This window comes from Erysipelatoclostridium sp. MSK.23.31 (genome assembly GCF_019125875.1).
GTDB classification, from domain to species: Bacteria; Bacillota_I; Bacilli_A; order Erysipelotrichales; family Coprobacillaceae; genus Thomasclavelia; species Thomasclavelia ramosa.
Genome location: NZ_JAHOCB010000006.1, coordinates 30,738 through 49,661, shown reverse-complemented (window position 1 = coordinate 49,661; position 18,924 = coordinate 30,738). Strand labels below are relative to the sequence as shown.

Here is an 18,924-nt window from a genome sequence, read left to right as displayed (position 1 = left end):
AATATATAACTGTATTACAATATATAATACAGTTATATATTGTAATGCCTTTCATTTAATTATTTTTATAATAATGGTTAAATAGTTTGCATTTTTTATTATTTCAAGTAAAATATGGTTTAGAGATAGGAGGTTTTTAAATGAATAAAGTAGCAATTATCACTGATAGTAATTCTGGAATCACTCAGGCTGAAGGTACAAAATTAGGAATCAACGTACTACCGATGCCATTTACTATTGATGGTCAGACCTTCTATGAAGATATCAACTTATCTCAAGATGAGTTTTATAAAAAACTAATGACAGATGCTGAAGTTTTTACAAGTCAACCCGTAGTTGGTGATGTTAGTAAACTTTGGGATGAAGTATTAAAAGAGTATGATGAAATTGTTCATATTCCCATGTCTAGTGGCTTAAGCGGCTCTTGCCAAACTGCTTTGATGTTAGCAGGTGAATATGATGGACGAGTTCAAGTCGTTGATTCACAACGCGTTTCAGTAACTCAAAAATGGGATGTTCTGGATGCACTTGAATTATCTAAAGCTGGTAAATCAGCAAAAGAAATCAAAGAAATTCTTGAAGCAAATAAATTAAATGCTTCTATCTATATTACTGTTAATACGTTAGATTATCTTCGTAAAGGTGGAAGAATCACTCCTGCTGTTGCAATTTTAGGCGGAATGATGAAAATCAAACCAATCTTACAAATTCAAGGTGAAAAGCTCGATACTTTCTCTAAGACCAGAACAATGTCTAAAGCAACTAAAATTATGATGGAAGCAATAAAAAAAGATATTGATGAACGTCTTGATCCAGAAGGAAAAGGAAAGAATGTTCATGTTTGTATTGCATATACATACGACGAACAGCCAGCATTAGAATTAAAGAAAGAATTAGAAGCTATTTATCCTGATTCAACAATTATTTGTGACCCATTGTCACTTAGTGTTTCATGTCATATTGGACCGCATGCTCTAGCCATTGCTGCATGCAAAAAGATTATCTAGGCAAGAAACTTCGTTTCTTGTCTTTTAATATGTGTTATAATACTTAAAAGGATACAAAATATAATTAAGGAGGTTATTATGCAAGAAAAGCCTAATACAAATAATAAACGACCTGGCAAGTCACCACAAAAAAATCATAATAATAAAAGTAAATCTCGAAACAACACGCCAAAAAAAGCGGTAAATAAATCAAAACAAACAAAAAATAGTATTGATACTAAGGTATTTGCCCTTGGCGGACTAAATGAAGTCGGTAAAAATATGTACTGTGTTGAACACGATAATGAATTATTCATTATTGATGCCGGAGTAAAATTTGCTGAAGAAGGATTACCGGGAATTGATTACGTTATTCCTGATTACTCGTATTTAAAAAGAAATGAAAAGAAAATTCGTGGTTTAATGATTACCCATGGTCATGAAGATCATATAGGTGGAATTCCTTTCTTACTTCAAGTAGTTAAAATTCCTTTCATTTATGCTACACCACTTGCTAGTGCCATGATTAAAAGAAAGTTAGATGAAAAAAGACTAACTAATGCTACAAAAATTATTCAAATCGACGATGAGTATCAAATCAAATCTAAATATTTTAATATTGGATTCTTTAAAACAAACCATTCTATTCCAGAATCAATGGGAATTATTATTAATAGTCCTAATGGACGGATTGTTGAAACAGGAGATTTTAAATTTGATTTATCACCAGTCGGTGATCCAGCAGATTATCAAAAGATGTCTTTCCTAGGTGAAACTGGGATTACTTTATTAATGAGTGATTCTACTAATTCTGAAGTTCCTACTTTTTCAATCAGTGAAAAGAAGGTCGCTAATAGTGTTCAAGAGGAATTTAGAAAAACAGAGGGACGTTTGATTGTAGCAACTTTCGCTTCCAACGTTCATCGAGTACAACAAATTGTCGAAGCAGCTGTTAAATTTAATCGTAAAATTTTAGTATACGGTCGTTCAATGGAAAACAACATTCAAGTTTCAAGAGCTATGGGCTATATTAAATGTCCTGATAAGTTCTTTATTAAAAGTGAACAAGCAAAAAAATTACCAGATAATGAAATTTTGATTTTATGTACCGGTTCTCAAGGTGAAGCATTAGCAGCATTAAGTCGAATTGCAAATGGAACTCATAAATATGTCAAAATCAAACCCGGCGATACTGTTGTCTTTTCATCAAATCCAATTCCAGGTAACGCTTATAGTGTTAATGTAGTAGTAAATAAATTATTTAGAGCTGGTGCTAAGGTACTAACAAATACCGCTTTCAATAATTTACATACTTCCGGACACGCTTCTCAAGAGGAACAAAAACTGATGATGTTATTGACAAGACCTAAATACTTCTTCCCTGTCCATGGAGAATATCGCATGTTGAAGATTCATGCTGAATTATCTCAAGATGTCGGTATTCCACCAGAAAATTCATTTGTTTTATCAAATGGAGATACAATTTTATTGAATAATGGTGAGGCTCGATTAGGTCCGAGAATTCATGTTGAAGATATTTATGTTGATGGTAATGATATTAGCGGCTTATCCACAGCTGTACTTCGCGATCGACAAATGTTATCTGAAGATGGAATGGTTTCAATTTTAATTAGTATGGATTCTCGTAGTGGAAAATTATTGACAAGACCAGTAATTATCTCACGTGGTTTCGTATATATGAAAGACAGTTTTCACATGATTCGTGAAGCTGAGAAGTTAGTTGAAACAAATTTATCAAAATTGTTACAAGGTAAAACTACTTTCGGAGAAATTAAGAATACTACCCGCGATACATTATCTTCATATTTTTATCGCAAAACTAAACGGAATCCAATGATTATTCCGGTTATCATGAATAAAAAATCATGAGAAAAAAAATAAGAACGATTAAACTACTATTATTGATAATCGTTATTATCGGGAGCGGTTTTGGTTATTATTATAGCCGATATATCGCTCCTGATAGTTATTCTATAAAAAAAACGACTATTACTAATAATAGTTTACCTGATGAATTCAAGAATTTTGAAATTGGTTTTATCAGCGATATTAATCTCCAAAAAAGTAGTGATGTTACTAGATTAAAAAAAATTGTCACTTCATTAAACAAAGAAAATGTTGATATGGTTATTTTTGGTGGTGACCTCTTTTCAGCCACGCCCTTTGATAACGATAAGGTAATCGAATTATTATCCAATATAAAATCTAAATATGGTAAATTTGCTGTTCTTGGTGAAAAAGATTTAGCTTCATCAAATGATGTCAATGCCATTTTAAATGAGGGTGGTTTTGAAGTTCTGCATAACGAATATCGTCCTATTTATTTTAATGGATCTACGATTAGTCTTTTTGGTCTTGAGGGAACAGGAGAATTAAGTGGTCTAATTAATGAAAATAATAGTGAAAGTTACAAAATAGTTGCAGTTCATGAACCAGATTATTTTAACACGACTTCAAATAATGAAATTGCTTTACAACTTTCCGGTCATACAATGGGTGGTTATATTCGTCTTCCTTTTATTGGCGGACTATTTAAAAAAACTAACGGTAATACTTATGTTAGTGGTGAACACACTAAATCAAAAAGTCAATTATTGATTTCTAACGGTTTAGGTATGGAAGACGGATACGAATATCGTCTTTTCTGTCCTAATCAAATCAATATTGTGACATTAAAAAAATAAAGGCTCTAAACCTTTATTTTTTTATTTCTGTCCCAACCCCGCTAGTTGTAAAAATTTCAATTAATAAACTATGTTCCAGACGGCCATCTAAAATATGGACTTTCTTTACGTCCTCCTGAACTGCTTCAAGACAATTTTTTAATTTTGGAATCATTCCCCCGGTTATAATTCCTTGTTCAAATAATTCAGCTGCTGACTCTGTATTAATTACTGATATGCGTGTACTAGGATCGCTCGGATTACGTAAAACTCCCTCAATATCAGTTAAAAATACTAACTTACTCGCTTTTAAAGCACGAGCTACACCCGTTGCTACATCATCTGCATTAATATTAAAAGCATTATACTTAGAATCTAATCCTACTGTTGAAATAATCGGTGTATAATCCTTTTCTAACAATGTTTCTAGTAAAGTAACATCAACATTTATAATTTCCCCAACATAACCAATGTCATCCCCTTTTGGCATTGCTTTTTTTACTGTAATCATATTACCATCTTTACCAGATAAGCCAACTGCATGGGTTCCTATTCTTTCCATATGTTGAACTAATCCTTTATTGATCTTCCCTGACAAAACCATCTCAGCAACTTCTAAAGTTTCTTTATCAGTTACCCGTAAACCATTTTTAAATTCACTTTTAATATCAACTTTCTTTAACCATCCATTGATATCATTTCCCCCACCATGAACAATTACCGGTTTAATCCCAACTGATTTTAGAACCGCAATATCTTTTAAAACACTGTGTTTAATAACTTCATTAGTCATGGCACTACCACCATATTTAATAACTACGATATCTCCATGGAATTTTTGAATATAACTTAAAGCATCTACTAATACTTGTGCTTTATTTTGCTCAACTGTATGCACATTATTTCCCCCTTAATTAAATTTTTATTATGAACGATAGTCAGCGTTGATTTTAACGTAATCGTAAGTTAGATCACATCCCCATGCAATCGCTTTACAATCACCATTATGAATATCAATAATTGCTTTTACTTCGCTGCTTGATAAGATCTTAGTTGCTAATTCTTCACTATAATCAGTCGCCATTCCTTTAGCCACCAATTGCAATTCCCCAAATTCACTAGCAACGCTCAAATCAACATTATATGGATCAAATTGTTCACCAGAATAACCCATTGCACATAATAATCTTCCCCAGTTAGCGTCATTGCCATATACTGCTGTCTTTACTAACGGTGAAGTACAAACGCTTTTAGCGATTACTTTAGCCTGTTGAACTGTATCAGCATTATGAACTTGAACTTCTAACAATTTAGTTGCACCTTCGCCATCACCGGCAATTGCTTTAGCTAGATATTCATTAACATAATATAAGGCTTCTTTAAATATTTGATAATCCTGATCTTCTATAACAATTTCTTGATTTCCAGCTAATCCATTAGCTAATAACAAGACTGTATCATTAGTTGAAGTATCACGATCAACAGAAACCATATTGAAAGTATCAGGAATTACTTCTTTCAATGCCTTATTTAATAATTCCTTAGAAATATTACAATCGGTTGTAATAAATCCCAGCATGGTTGCCATATTTGGATGAATCATTCCTGACCCCTTACAGCAAGCCCCCAAAGTAACCGTCTTTCCACCGACTTCAATTTCAACAGCAAGATGCTTTGGTTTCGTATCTGTCGTCATAATTGATTCAGCTACGATTACCCCTGCTTCTTGGCTCTCACTTAATAACGGTTTAACAATTGGTACCCCATTAATGATTTTATTCATTGGTAATTGCTTACCAATTACACCTGTAGAACAAATTAGAACTTCCTCTTTTTCCAATCCAAAATTATCTGCTACAGTTTGAGCAAACTCTTCGTTACATTTTAAACCCTCATCGCCAGTACAAGCATTTGCGACCCCACTATTAACAGCAATGATTCTAACATGATCATAATTATCAACGATCATCTTATCCCATAACACTGGTGCTGCCTTAACAATATTTTGGGTAAAAGTTCCTACCGCTTTGGCATCAACTTTACTATAGATCAATGCTAAATCTTTTTTTGCTTTTTTAATACCAACATGTTCTCCAGCACCTAAATATCCTTTAGGCGAGGTTACCGTTCCATTCTCAATTATTTTCATTTTATTTTCCCCCTTATAAGATTGCTGGAGCAAGCATTAGCCCCTCTTTTTCATCTAATCCAAACATAATATTCATATTTTGAATTGCTTGGCCAGCTGCTCCTTTAACTAAGTTATCCATAGCTCCCATCATAATAACTCGATTTGTCCGTGGATCAACTTTATAATTAATATCAACAAAATTACTAGCCTTAACACTACGTACTTCTGGTAAGACCCCAGATTTCAATACCCTTACAAAATACTCATCATCATAACATTGATAAGCCTTTGCGACATCCACTTCATTAACTCCCTTTTTAAGTTTTGCATAAGCTGTAATTAAGATTCCTCGATTCATTGGAATTAAATGAGGCGTGAAGTTTAATAATACTTCTTGATTTGCCGCATAACCTAACTGTTCTTCAATTTCCGGAGTATGACGATGACTTGCAACCCCATAAGACTTGATACTTTCATTTACCTCGCAATATAAGTTTGCGACTTTAGCCCCACGGCCAGCCCCACTAACACCACTTTTAGCATCAATGATCAAAGTATCCATATCAATTAAATCCGCCTTAGCTAACGGATAGACTGATAAAATTGAACAAGTTGGATAACATCCTGGATTAGCTATTAATCGTGCCTGTTTCACTTTATCACGATTTATCTCACACAGCCCATATACAGCTTCATCGATAAATTGTGGTGAAGCATGATCAATTCCATACCATTGTTCATATGTCTTAACATCTTTAATTCGATAGTCTGCACTTAAATCAATCACTTTTACTTTGCTTAAAACTTCCTCATTAAGCATTTTGGCACAAACCCCTTGTGGAGTCGCAAAGAAAACCACATCAACATCATCAAGATATTTTGTAATATCCTCATCAACACACTGCTGATCCAATAATTTAAAATAGCTGGAATAAACCGAACTATACTCCTCATCAGTGTAGGTTCTTGATGAAACCCACTTAATTTCCACTTCTTTGTGAGTTAATAAAAATCGGACTAACTCACATCCCCCATATCCAGTTGATCCCACAATTCCTACTCTAATCATTTCTAGTCCTCCATTTCTTTGTTAAAATAAAAAATCGCCTCTTAAACAAGAGACGATTTAACCGCGTTACCACTCTATTTATCATAAGTTGACCCTATGATCTCTTTCATCGTTAAGGGTGATTACCCGAAAGCGATACTACTATTTCCCACTTTCCTCTCATAAATGCGCTTCATCCTAACTAGATTACCAGCCTTCCACCAACGCCAGCTCGCTAAAACCATTATTAAGACTACTCTTTTAGTCACCGAGTTTGGTTATTATTATATTACTAAAAAAAAATTTGTCAAATATTTATTTGAATTTCCAACAATTTAAAAGCATGTGTCGTAAACACATGCCTATAATTCTTCAAATCTTTTAATTCCCCAAGTATTTAACAAATAGTAGAAAGCAATATCGATAATCAAGAAAAGCGCTAGCATTATATAAACATAAGTTACAGCACCAATAAACTCATTTAAATAACCAATATAAATACCACCTATAAAAACTACAAGCGCCATCGTTCCAAACATTGTAATCATTACAGCAGCACTTTGTTTTACGACAACAGTCTCATTGATCCAATCAAATTTCGGCTTCCATAAATTAATCAATAAACCTAATAAAGCTTCAAAAACCGTAAAAACTATAGGGACGATAATAACTAATAAACTATCTACTAAACTCAATGAAAAAACTACACTTCCGACAATTGAAAATAACAATCCTGGTGGTACACATAAAGCTAAGTGTAGCATCAATTTACTTTCAAGAATATCTTTAGTTTTAATTGGTAGTGATTTAATGATCCATAGACGATTCCCTTCCAACGAGATCAAAGCAGCACTAATAATATTCATTGAATTAGTCCCAATCACTGCCAAACATAACAATGGAACTATAAATTCATTCACCAAAGCTTGATATTCTGGTGGAATTACTCCCAACATATCTAAAAGCTCAGGACCTTTAATCAAGACAGCACCAGCTAAAACAACGGTAAATGCAATTCCCAAAGCAGCATTCATCATGACCATCGGATTAGATGTAAAATGTTTTAACTCTCGTTTAAATAACGCTCCCTTTTGGCTACTAAATTTAATATCTGAATCCTTCAATTTAACTTTCTTTGATGGTGCTTTACTAGTTGCAATACTAATAAAATTCTTCGAAAGAAGATACATTACAATTACAAATGGCCCTACACTACAAACTAAATATAGTAACAAACTCACGACATTGACATCACTGATTGCTAAAGCTAAATGATAGATTGGAAATAACGTATTTTGAATCGCTTCACCAATCGATTTACCATTAGCTACTAATGCAACCAAATATTCCGGAAGTTTATTAATCAAATAAAAATAGAGTCCTAAAAATCCTAACGATAATACCATAGTAATAATTGTTTTATTCCGTATTCGTTTCATTAACATTGCCATTAACCAGCCAAATGCACAAGATAAAGCTAAGGCTAATAACGGCAACGTTATAATGACAATAAGGAAAAAGAGTAATTTTAAAAGATCAAACGGCACCTGAGTAAAATAAACAATTCCACCAGGGATTGCAATCAATGCCTCATATAAATAGTTGATGATTAATACCACAAAAATACGACTTAATAAAATATCACTTGTTTTAATCGGCATTGATAATAATATCTCATTATCTTTAGCACCATAAATTTCTTGTTGGGTTGTAAAAACACTCCCAATAAAGCAAAGTAAAACAATTAATACTGCCATGATTCCAAAATATAACCATTCATAACCAATTGCCGTAAATGGTTCTAAAACCATATTAAACATGTAGCCAAACATTGAACCAAAAACAATGGCAATATAAGCAAACACTAATACCATCAATGCTAATTTACCTATTCCGGCATTTTTATTTTTACTTCCTTTCATCGATCTCATAAAAATTCCTTGAAACCGAATCTTAATCAATGACTTAAGCATTGTCATCCTCCAACTCTAGGAACACTTCTTCTAATGAATCATCCCCAATGACATCTTGGGTGTTCCCGGATACGACAAGTTTACCCGCTTTAATAATAGCAATTTTATCACAAAGTTTCTCAGCTACTTCAAGAACATGAGTTGAAAAAAAGATTGCTCCACCACGATCGCACAAATCCCGCATCAAACCCTTTAATAAATGAGAAGCCTTAGGATCTAAGCCTACAAACGGCTCATCCATAATTATTAATTTAGGCTCATGGATCAAGGCTGATATTACTGCTAATTTTTGCTTCATCCCATGAGAATATGCACTGATCGGTTCCCCCAAAGAATCTGTTAGTTCAAACATATCCCCATATTTTTTGATTCTGTCAGTTCGTTCTGCCTGACTGACCCCATATACATCAGCAATAAAATTCAAATATTTGATTCCTGTTAAATATTCATATAGATCAGGATTATCAGGAATATAGGCCATTACCTTCTTACATGCTAACGGCTCCTCTTTAATTGATTTATTATCAATATAAATATTCCCTTGATCAAATTCCATAATTCCAGCAATCGACTTTAATGTAGTCGTTTTACCAGCTCCATTATGTCCAATAAAACCATAAATATGACCATTTTCAATCTCTAATGATAAATTATCGACGGCTTTTTTTTGACCATAAGTTTTTGTCAAATTTTCAATTTTTAACATTTTAATCTCCTCATTTCATAAATAAAATTATTTTTATTATTTATATTATCATAATATCCTACTTATATCCTAATTGCAAGTGATATTGTAACTATTTAGAATATTATCTAAATAGATTGTAACATAATATTAAACTATTTAGAATATTTTCTAAATAGTTATTAAAAAAATATCCTGCTTTAACAGGATATTCATTTCATTAATAAAAATTACTTAGATTTAATTATTAGTTATTTTAGGTTTAGTACCGCTTTTATTAACATGCCCCTTAATAAGAGCATAGACTACTGAAAGAACCGGAACACTAAATAACATTCCTGTAATTCCCCATAATCCTCCACCAACCGTTACTGCAAAAAGTACCCAGATCGACGGTAAACCTACTGAAGAGCCTACTACTCGTGGATAAATTAAATCTCCTTCCAGTTGTTGTAACACAACTAAGAAAATGATAAAAATCAATGCTTGCATTGGATCAACTGTCAAAATCATAAATGCCCCTATGCCACCACCGATAAATGCCCCTACAATTGGAACAAAAGCCGTGATCCCTACTAAAGAGCCTACCATTGGAGCATAAGGCAGATTTAACACAGCCATTCCAACGGCACACAAAGTTCCCAAAATGAAAGCTTCAACTGTTTGACCAATCACAAAATTTGAAAAAGTTGTTCGAGCGAGTGTCCCCACTTCTAACAATTTTACTGAAATACGTTTTGGAATATAGGCATCGATCAATTTATGACTTTGGCGTTTTAAAGTTTCTTTACTCATTAATATGTAGAGGGCAAATACAATTCCCACAACTAAATTAAGAATACTTGTAAAGAACATTGAAATGACATCAACAGTTGAACCGAGCATTCCAGTAAGTCCAATTTTAAATAAACCACTTAATTCACTTGCAATACTGTTTAAATCAACACTATTGATCCATGTTTCTAACTGCGGAAAACTATTGCCATTTTGATTGATCCACACTTGTAACTGTTCAAATGTTTCTGGAAAAGATTTAACGATTACTTTTATCGCATTTGTTAATTCTGGAATAATTAAAGTAATAATTATTCCAATTACCCCAATAACAATCAACAATGAAACAATAATACTGATCACACGTTTAAAACTAGTATACTTTTTATCTAAAATAAATCTAGATAAAATCTTTTCGATTCTAATCATTAATACATTTAAGATAAAAGCAATCATAATTCCTAATAAAAAAGGCATTATTACTGCAAGAATACTATTAAAAATATCTAGTATTATTTGAAAATTATTTAAAGCCCAATAACATCCGATACCAATCAATACTATTTCTAATATTTTTTTATAGTCGATTTTCACTCCGTCCATTTTATCCTCCCGATTACTTTAGTTAATCTTATTTTACCACTATTGCTTAAATATGAACAATCAACAAAATATTGCATAATTACGAGAAAATATTGCAATTATGAATTCTATAGTTTATTATAATGATAATTTAAAGTTATTTTAAGGGGGAATTAAATGATGAAAGAAAAAGTTATTCTTGCTTACTCTGGGGGACTAGACACTACTGCTATTATTCCTTGGTTAAAAGAAAATTATGATTATGAAGTAATCTGTTGTTGTATTGATGTTGGTCAAGCTGAAGAATTAAACGGATTAGAAGAACGAGCTAAAGCATGTGGGGCAACTAAATTATATATTAAAAATGTAGTTGATGAATATGTCAAAGATTATATCATGCCAACAGTTCAAGCTGATGCTGTATTTGAATATAAGTATTTATTAGGAACAGCAACAGCTAGACCATTAATTGCTAAAATATTAGTTGATGTTGCACGTCAAGAAGGAGCAACAGCTATTTGTCACGGTGCTACCGGTAAAGGTAACGATCAAATTCGTTTTGAACTCGGTATCAAAGCTCTTGCACCTGATTTAAAGATCATTGCTGCATGGCGTGATCCAAAATGGAATATGGACTCTCGTGAATCTGAAATTGAATACTGTCAAGCTCATGGTATCAATCTACCATTCTCTGCTGATTCAAGTTATTCACGTGATCGTAATATTTGGCATATTTCTCACGAAGGATTAGAACTGGAAAATCCTGAAAATGCACCAAATTATGACCACTTATTAGTGTTATCTACATCGCCTGAAAAGGCACCTGAAGAACCAGAGCATGTAGTTATCGAATGGGAAAAAGGATTCCCTGTTAAATTAAATGGTAAAGCAAAATCATTGACTGCAATCTTAGAAGAATTGAATGAAATTGGCGGAAAACACGGAATTGGAATCATTGATATTGTAGAAAACCGTGTTGTTGGAATGAAATCTCGTGGAGTTTATGAAACACCAGGAGGAACTATTTTAATGGAAGCTCATCGCCAATTAGAAGAATTAGTTTTAGATCGTGAAACATTAAAATATAAACGGCTAGTTTCTGTTGAATTTGCAGAATTAGTTTATGCTGCTAAATGGTTCTCACCTTTACGTGAAGCTTTAAGTGCTTTTGTTGATAAAACTCAAGAAGTTGTTAGTGGTACTACTAAATTCAGATTATATAAGGGGAATATTATTAAAGAAGGAACAACTTCACCTTATTCATTATATGATGAAGATATTGCAAGTTTTGCTACTGGTGATCTATATGATCATCATGATGCTGAAGGATTCATTACTTTATATGGACTTTCAACAAAAGTAAGAGCAATGAAATTAAATAATAAAGACTAATAAAAGGGCTAATGCCCTTTTATTATAACAGGAGGAAATGAAATGAATTTATGGGGTGGACGATTCACTAAACCAACCGATCAGCTAGTTTATGATTTCAATGCATCAATTAGCTTTGATCAAACTTTTTATACCCAAGATATCCAAGGAAGTATTGCTCATGTCAAAATGCTAGCAAAACAAGGGATTTTAACAAGTGCTGAAGGAACTGAAATTGAAACTGCTCTAAATCAAATATTAGAAGACCTTAATACTGGTAAATTAACGATTGATAATAGTCAAGAAGATATTCACAGTTTCGTTGAATCTACTTTAATTGAACGAATTGGTAACACTGGTAAAAAGTTACATACTGGAAGAAGCCGTAATGACCAAGTTGCACTCGATATGCGTTTATATACACGCGATCAAGTTGTTATATTAAATACTTTAATTCATAATCTATTAATAACGATTAATGATATAATGAAAACTCATATTGAAACAATCATGCCTGGTTTCACACATTTACAAAAAGCTCAACCAATTACATTAGCACACCATCTCGGAGCTTATTTTGAAATGTTTAAACGTGATAGCAGCCGATTAGAAGATATTTATAAACGAATGAATATCTGCCCATTAGGTTCTGGGGCTCTAGCAGGTACTACCTACCCATTAGATCGCGAATATACTGCTGAACTATTAGGTTTTGATGGACCTTGCTTAAATAGTATTGATGGGGTAAGTGATCGTGATTATTTGATTGAACTATTAAGTGCTATGGCTACAATGATGATGCATATGTCAAGAATCAGTGAAGAAATTATTATTTGGAATACTAATGAATACCAATTCGTCGATTTAGATGACACTTATTCAACTGGCTCTTCAATTATGCCACAAAAAAAGAACCCTGATATCGCTGAATTAATTAGAGGAAAAACAGGTCGAGTATATGGAGCTTTAACTAGTTTATTAACTACGATGAAAGGTATTCCTCTTGCTTACAATAAAGACATGCAGGAAGATAAAGAACTTGTCTTTGATGCACTCACAACGACTAAAGGCTGCTTACAATTATTAGACGGAATGTTAAAATCAACAACATTTAATAAAGATAAAATGCGTAAATCTGCTACTGGTGGATTTACTAATGCTACTGATGCAGCAGACTATTTAGTCAATAAAGGGGTCCCATTTAGAGATGCTCATGGAATTATTGGGCAGCTAGTCCTATATGCAATTGATCAAAATAAAGATCTTGATGACCTAACAATTGCTGAATTTAAAGCCATTTCAGAGGTTTTTGATGATGATATTTATGATGCTATCAACGTTGAAACTTGCGTTAATAAGCGTAATACTATCGGTGCACCTGGTATAACGGCAATGAAACAGGTTATTGCCTTAAATGAAAAATATTTAGCACAATTTAAATAGTACTAGCAGCTGCTAGTACTATTTTTTTATCCCCCTCTTTTTAAGTGATGTCTCAAAAAATTATTATCTCGGGGATTATCAAGACTATCTTTTTTTTGCCCACTTTTTAAAATTAATGTCTAAATATTTATTTAATGCTACTGGATCTTTAGTTCGATATAATTCAATCAATCCATATCGATCATTTAGCCTTATCTGCTTTTTCTGCAAATAATCGAACATCTTTACAACTTGACTATTGTTTAATATTTGAAAAGAATAAACATCATAATCAGTACGGACATCTATATCAATATAATAATTTAAAAACACTCTTAGTAATGTAATTTCATATAAAACACTACACATTGAAATATTGAAATCAATAATTTCATTAATAGGAATAACTAGATTATTATATTTAATTTCTTCATTATTAAAAAATAAGGTATCACGGTCGATCCATTGTTTAAGTGATTCGTTATTAAAAGAAATTTTCACCTATCTACGTTTATTTTAATTGTTTATTTTTTTCAATATCTTCTAATTGAATTTTTGTATTTTCAATAAACTCTTTTTTGTTTTTAAAGCATCTCTAATTGAAAATTGATTATTTAAGATTAATTTTATTTCATCAATCGATATTTCCATCGACCGGAGCAATAAAATCAATTCTAAAATATCAAGTTCTTTTTTAAATAATTATGATAATTATTACTATTCCTCTGAGGTGTAATAAAACCCTCTTTTTCATAATAAATAAGTGTCTGTTTTGCTATTCCCAACATCTCTTCAATTTCATGTGTTGTCATACTATCACTCCTTTTTCAATTATATTAAACACTATATTCTTAGTATACAGTCAAGAATAATTAAAATAAAAGAACAGCATTAATGCTATTCTTTATAACCAGTTTAATTTATTTTCAAATTCCACTTTATCTTGGCCATTTTCAATTACACCAATTTCATAACAAGGATAGTACTCTGAAAGATGTTCCATGACTTGCCTTTTATCCTGTTGACTTACAACAACATTGAAACCAACCCCACAGTTAAATGTATTTAGCATCTCCTTATCATCAATATTACCACGATGTTTTATATATTTAAAAATTGGCAAAATATTAATCTTTGCTAAATCAATTTTAGCTGTTAAACCATCGGGAATAACTCGACATAAATTTCCTTCAATTCCACCACCAGTGATATGTGCCATACCGTGAATCGATACCTTCGTAAACAATCCTTTTAATGCTTGATAATATGGTGTGTGTGGTTTCATAATTTGTTCAATAAATGTTTCATTCATGATTCGTTCTAATTTAATTTGAGGATATTTATCCATTAACATTCTAACTAAAGAATAGCCATTTGTATGAAGACCATTTGAAGCAATTGCAAGTATAACATCCCCAGCACTAATTTTGGAACCATCAATTACCTTGTCCTTTGCAACTATTCCAGCAATACTTGATGTTAAGACATAAACACCATGTTCAACAACTTGAGGTTGAATTGATGTTTCTCCACCCACTAATGAGCATTCATTATTTTGACATGCTTGCGAAATTCCTTTCACCAATGAGGCAATCGTTTCTTTTTCAGCATTACCACAAACAATCGTATCTAATACCGCTAAGGGCTTTGCTCCCATAACAACAATATCATTAACCAAATGATTAATCATATCATGACAAATCGATTCACTATATCCATATTCCATCGCTAGTTTTTGTTTTGAACCTGGTTCCTCCGATTTAAGAACTAAAACGGGATGTTTAATATCTGAAAATGAAATATCATATAAAGAAGCAAACGGTCCTAACCCATTTAAGACCCGTGGATCACTAGTTTTTAAATATTGTTTCATTTCTCTTTTTATGGCATCACTATATGCAATATCTACCCCTGCCTTACTATATGATAATCCCTCTAGTTCTTTTTCTACACCTGCTAATAATTCATCAACAGTAATCTCTAGTAATGCGGCCAAATCTGATAATATCTCAACATTAGGCAAACCGCCATTTTCCCATTTTGAAACAGCCTGGAAAGAAACAGATAGTTTATTAGCCAATTGTTGTTGAGTTAAACCTTTTTCTTTACGTTTTAAAGTAATGAATTCACCTACTTTATTTACATTGATCATATTTATACCACCTTTCTCTTTAATTATAAACATTAATATTAAATAAAAAAATAATCTTGCATTTGAGTTATCCCTTATAATTCAACTCTTAGTTGAAACAAAATCTTATCACTATATCTTACTAATCAATAAAAATTATTAAACTAAAAACCTAATTCTTACGATTTTCTTAAATATTGGTGTTTAAATTGTTTTTTAAGACAAAATAAGCTAAGATGATTTTTGAGGTGATAATATGGTTTATAATATCTTAGTCGTTGATGATGAACAATCTATCGCTGACTTAGTGGAATTATATTTACAAAATGAAAGTTATCAAGTTTTTAAATTTTATCATGGTCAAGAAGCTTTAGACAGCTTGAAAAAAAATCATTATGATCTAGCAATTCTTGATGTAATGATGCCCGATTTAGACGGGTTTAGTCTATTAAAAAAAATTCGTGAAGATTATTTTTTCCCAGTTATTATGCTTACTGCTAAAAATAATGACATGGATAAAATTAACGGTTTGACCTTAGGCGCCGATGATTATTTAACTAAACCCTTTAATCCTCTAGAATTGGCAGCTCGTGTTAAAACTCAATTACGTCGTTATACCCGTTATAACACTAACGAACCAGCGGTTAATCAACAAATATACGATTTTAATGGTTTAATGATCAATAATGATAATCATAAGTGTACATTATATGACCAGCCATTAAATTTGACTCCAATTGAATTTTCAATTCTTTGGTATTTATGTTCAAAACGTGGCAGTGTCGTTACATCAGAAGAACTTTTTGAAGCAGTATGGCAAGAAAAATATTTAGATAACAATAATACCGTAATGGCTCATGTTGCTAGACTGCGGGAAAAAATGAATGAGAATGCAAGAAAACCCAAATTTGTAAAAACTGTTTGGGGCGTTGGTTATACTATTGAATAATACTCATTTTAAGCAAAGTCTTACTGCTAATCTACTTAAAAAAATTGGAATCACAATTAGTGTCACGGTCGTAACTTTTGTTATTTTATTACTTTATTCTTATGAAGTATATCACCAGTATATTTGGCAAGAATATGATCTTGTCTACCAGGTAGCACAAATCATCAAGGATAATTTAGTGACTATTTCAATTACTTTGATTGCTTTTGATACTATTATTATTTTTTGGCTTCGCTACCGTGAATCTTTACAGTATATTGAAAAAATGCTTGAAGCGGGAAAAACTTTAGTTGCCGATAATAATTATCTGATCAGTTTACCATATGAGTTAAAAGAAATTGAAGATCAAATGAATCAAATTAAACGTGAATCTTTACAAAATAAAAAAGCGATTAAACAAGCAGAACAACAAAGGAATGATTTATTACTATACCTGGCCCATGATTTAAAGACACCACTAACCTCGATCGTAGGATATTTAGACCTACTAATGAATCAGCCTAATCTCACAATCGAGGAAAAAAGCAATTATACCAAAATTGCCTATGATAAAGCTATTCGTCTTGAAGAATTAATCGAAGAATTTTTTTCTATTGCTAAATATAATCTTAGTGATATTTCTTTAGAACGAAAAGCTGTTAATCTTTCAATGATGTTGGTTCAAATCTCTTATGAATTTATGCCTTTATATCATGAAAAAAATATCAACTGTGTTACCAAGATTGAAGACAATCTGTCTCTTGAATTAGATATTAATCAATTTGAACGAGTCTTTGATAATCTTATTCGTAATGCTATTAATTATAGTAAAGAAAATTCAGATTTAATAATCACTGCCAAAAAAGAAGTTGATTGCATTTTTATTCAGGTAGCAAACTTTGTCAAACATATTAGTGAACATAATTTAGAACGTATTTTTCAACCTTTTGTCCGCTTAGATGAAGCTCGTAATAGCAAAACAGGCGGTTCAGGACTTGGCCTTGCAATTACTAAAAAGATTATTGAGCTCCATGGTGGTACAATTGAAGCTGATTTAACTGATGATTTAATTACATTTACCATTAAACTACCAATATAAATAGGCTTTAATTTCCTAAAAGTCAGGAATTAAAGCTTTTAATTTATATAATCTTTCTAATAAAAAACAATAAAGGAAAATCCTTTATTGTCTTAATCTACCTTCCTTTAACAAACGAAGAAGTTCTAAATTTTGTTTTGCACTTCCAGTATAATCATATATCCCATTTTTTCTTGCTAACTCTCTTCGAGATGCGAATGAAGCATCTACCCCGATTTGGACCAATGCATCTACAAAAGAATCTCCTCGGTAGGTCGGATTAGATAAATACTGCATCATTCCCGTTATACTATCATTATTCACCCAGCCGAGTCCATTTCCAATCAAATATGGATTTCTCGCTCCCTTTACGACTCTTCGAATCGTTCCGTGGTTTATATATGGAATCAATGGTGTCGTGCTGTCAGAAGAAACAAACACATGATCGAATGTAACATGATCTCCTACCTGATAATTAGTAATCGGAGGAATTGTTTCGTCACCTTCAAAGTTATTAAATCCACCTGCTATTATTTCTGCAGGAAAATCTCTATAAGCATAATTTCGATCAACCGGTGCATTAATCCCCTCAACAAATCCTTTATCAGTATATTGCCACATATCAAAACCTTCGGCCCCTAATTCTTCAGCATACCGTGCTACCCACTTTGTATAGCGATCAAATAAAGGTCCAGTTAATTTTTCCGTCCACCAATAATATGATGCATAAAATCCTGGAAAATATCTATTGTTTACTAGTTCTTCAGCCCATACACGACTATTTCTTTCAATCTGTTCATTCGATAATTGTCCAATTCTTGGATCTTCTAAATCTAAATATACTGGGTATTCCATCTTATATCCTTCAACCAATCGCATAACATGTCGTGCTTCAGACAATGCTTCACTTTCAGTTGTTGCATAAGAATACAAATATACCCCAAAAGGAATTCCTAACCGTGTACACTCATCAGCATTTCTTTTAAAAGTAGGATCGTCTTGACCAGGAATATCTTGACCATAACCACACCGTAAGATTGCAAAATCAATATGATTTTTAACTAACTCCCAATCAATTTGACCTTGATATTGTGAAACATCAATACCTTCTCTAACCATTTATTCACCCCC

Annotated in this window: 17 protein-coding genes and 1 other annotated feature; of the genes, 7 read left to right on the top strand and 10 right to left on the bottom strand. The window is 32.1% G+C overall.

Annotation, left to right across the window (positions count from 1 at the left end; genetic code table 11):
• The first annotated feature begins 140 nt into the window (after window positions 1-140).
• From KSU54_RS04615 to KSU54_RS04605, 3 genes are all read left to right on the top strand, one after another.
• Window positions 141-1,007: a DegV family protein gene (locus KSU54_RS04615; protein ID WP_003536095.1), complete on the top strand. Its 867-nt coding sequence runs from the start codon at window positions 141-143 to the stop codon at window positions 1,005-1,007.
• Window positions 1,008-1,085: 78 nt separating this feature from the next.
• Window positions 1,086-2,876 carry a ribonuclease J1 gene (gene rnjA, locus KSU54_RS04610; RefSeq protein ID WP_117792102.1) on the top strand — a complete coding sequence of 597 codons (1,791 nt, stop codon included), beginning with the start codon at window positions 1,086-1,088 and terminating at the stop codon, window positions 2,874-2,876.
• Window positions 2,873-3,691: a metallophosphoesterase gene (locus KSU54_RS04605; protein WP_003536093.1), complete on the top strand. Its 819-nt coding sequence runs from the start codon at window positions 2,873-2,875 to the stop codon at window positions 3,689-3,691. The genes rnjA and KSU54_RS04605 overlap by 4 nt, the downstream gene beginning before the upstream one ends.
• A 13-nt stretch (window positions 3,692-3,704) precedes the next feature.
• On the opposite strand, the gene argB is transcribed toward KSU54_RS04605, so the two are convergent.
• From argB to KSU54_RS04575, 6 genes are all read right to left on the bottom strand, one after another.
• On the bottom strand, window positions 3,705-4,568 hold the full coding sequence (gene argB / locus KSU54_RS04600; RefSeq protein WP_003536092.1) for an acetylglutamate kinase: 864 nt from the start codon (window positions 4,566-4,568) through the stop codon (window positions 3,705-3,707).
• A gap of 27 nt (window positions 4,569-4,595) precedes the next feature.
• Complete coding sequence (gene argJ / locus KSU54_RS04595) at window positions 4,596-5,819, bottom strand: bifunctional ornithine acetyltransferase/N-acetylglutamate synthase (RefSeq protein ID WP_008791291.1); 1,224 nt, start codon at window positions 5,817-5,819, stop codon at window positions 4,596-4,598.
• 13 nt (window positions 5,820-5,832) lie between these two features.
• Complete coding sequence (gene argC / locus KSU54_RS04590) at window positions 5,833-6,870, bottom strand: N-acetyl-gamma-glutamyl-phosphate reductase (protein ID WP_003536090.1); 1,038 nt, start codon at window positions 6,868-6,870, stop codon at window positions 5,833-5,835.
• 45 nt (window positions 6,871-6,915) lie between these two features.
• Window positions 6,916-7,127, bottom strand: a binding site (T-box leader).
• 84 nt (window positions 7,128-7,211) lie between these two features.
• The gene (locus KSU54_RS04585) at window positions 7,212-8,822 is read right to left on the bottom strand and encodes a hypothetical protein (RefSeq protein ID WP_008791289.1); all 1,611 of its coding nucleotides are present in this window, start codon (window positions 8,820-8,822) and stop codon (window positions 7,212-7,214) included.
• Window positions 8,815-9,528: an ABC transporter ATP-binding protein gene (locus KSU54_RS04580; RefSeq protein WP_003536088.1), complete on the bottom strand. Its 714-nt coding sequence runs from the start codon at window positions 9,526-9,528 to the stop codon at window positions 8,815-8,817. Before KSU54_RS04580 ends, KSU54_RS04585 begins: the two co-directional genes overlap by 8 nt.
• Window positions 9,529-9,747: 219 nt before the next feature.
• Window positions 9,748-10,884: an AI-2E family transporter gene (locus tag KSU54_RS04575; protein ID WP_003536087.1), complete on the bottom strand. Its 1,137-nt coding sequence runs from the start codon at window positions 10,882-10,884 to the stop codon at window positions 9,748-9,750.
• Window positions 10,885-11,043: 159 nt separating this feature from the next.
• Here KSU54_RS04575 and KSU54_RS04570 point away from each other — a divergent pair, with 159 nt between their 5' ends.
• Window positions 11,044-12,255: an argininosuccinate synthase gene (locus KSU54_RS04570; protein ID WP_009299976.1), complete on the top strand. Its 1,212-nt coding sequence runs from the start codon at window positions 11,044-11,046 to the stop codon at window positions 12,253-12,255.
• A gap of 42 nt (window positions 12,256-12,297) precedes the next feature.
• Entirely contained in the window at window positions 12,298-13,677 is a 1,380-nt protein-coding gene (gene argH, locus KSU54_RS04565) for an argininosuccinate lyase (RefSeq protein WP_003536085.1), read from the top strand.
• Between the two features lie 84 nt (window positions 13,678-13,761).
• Here the strand turns inward: argH and KSU54_RS04560 are convergent, their stop codons facing one another.
• From KSU54_RS04560 to purM, 3 genes are all read right to left on the bottom strand, one after another.
• Window positions 13,762-14,157: a hypothetical protein gene (locus KSU54_RS04560; RefSeq protein ID WP_003536084.1), complete on the bottom strand. Its 396-nt coding sequence runs from the start codon at window positions 14,155-14,157 to the stop codon at window positions 13,762-13,764.
• 173 nt (window positions 14,158-14,330) lie between these two features.
• Window positions 14,331-14,468, bottom strand: coding sequence for a MerR family DNA-binding transcriptional regulator (locus KSU54_RS04555; protein ID WP_003536083.1), 138 nt, complete (start codon window positions 14,466-14,468; stop codon window positions 14,331-14,333).
• Window positions 14,469-14,560: 92 nt separating this feature from the next.
• The gene (gene purM, locus KSU54_RS04550; RefSeq protein WP_008791283.1) at window positions 14,561-15,808 is read right to left on the bottom strand and encodes a phosphoribosylformylglycinamidine cyclo-ligase; all 1,248 of its coding nucleotides are present in this window, start codon (window positions 15,806-15,808) and stop codon (window positions 14,561-14,563) included.
• A 235-nt stretch (window positions 15,809-16,043) separates the two neighbouring features.
• Between purM and vanR the strand changes: the two genes are divergently transcribed.
• Together vanR and KSU54_RS04540 are read left to right on the top strand one after the other, a co-directional pair.
• Window positions 16,044-16,736 (top strand): VanR-ABDEGLN family response regulator transcription factor, encoded by a 693-nt coding sequence (gene vanR, locus KSU54_RS04545; protein WP_003536081.1) that lies wholly within the window; start codon window positions 16,044-16,046, stop codon window positions 16,734-16,736.
• On the top strand, window positions 16,729-17,814 hold the full coding sequence (locus tag KSU54_RS04540) for a sensor histidine kinase (RefSeq protein ID WP_008791282.1): 1,086 nt from the start codon (window positions 16,729-16,731) through the stop codon (window positions 17,812-17,814). Before vanR ends, KSU54_RS04540 begins: the two co-directional genes overlap by 8 nt.
• Before the next feature lie 84 nt (window positions 17,815-17,898).
• Here KSU54_RS04540 and KSU54_RS04535 read toward each other — a convergent pair whose 3' ends face one another.
• Entirely contained in the window at window positions 17,899-18,912 is a 1,014-nt protein-coding gene (locus KSU54_RS04535) for a glycoside hydrolase family 25 protein (protein ID WP_003536079.1), read from the bottom strand.
• Between the last annotated feature and the right edge of the window lie 12 nt (window positions 18,913-18,924).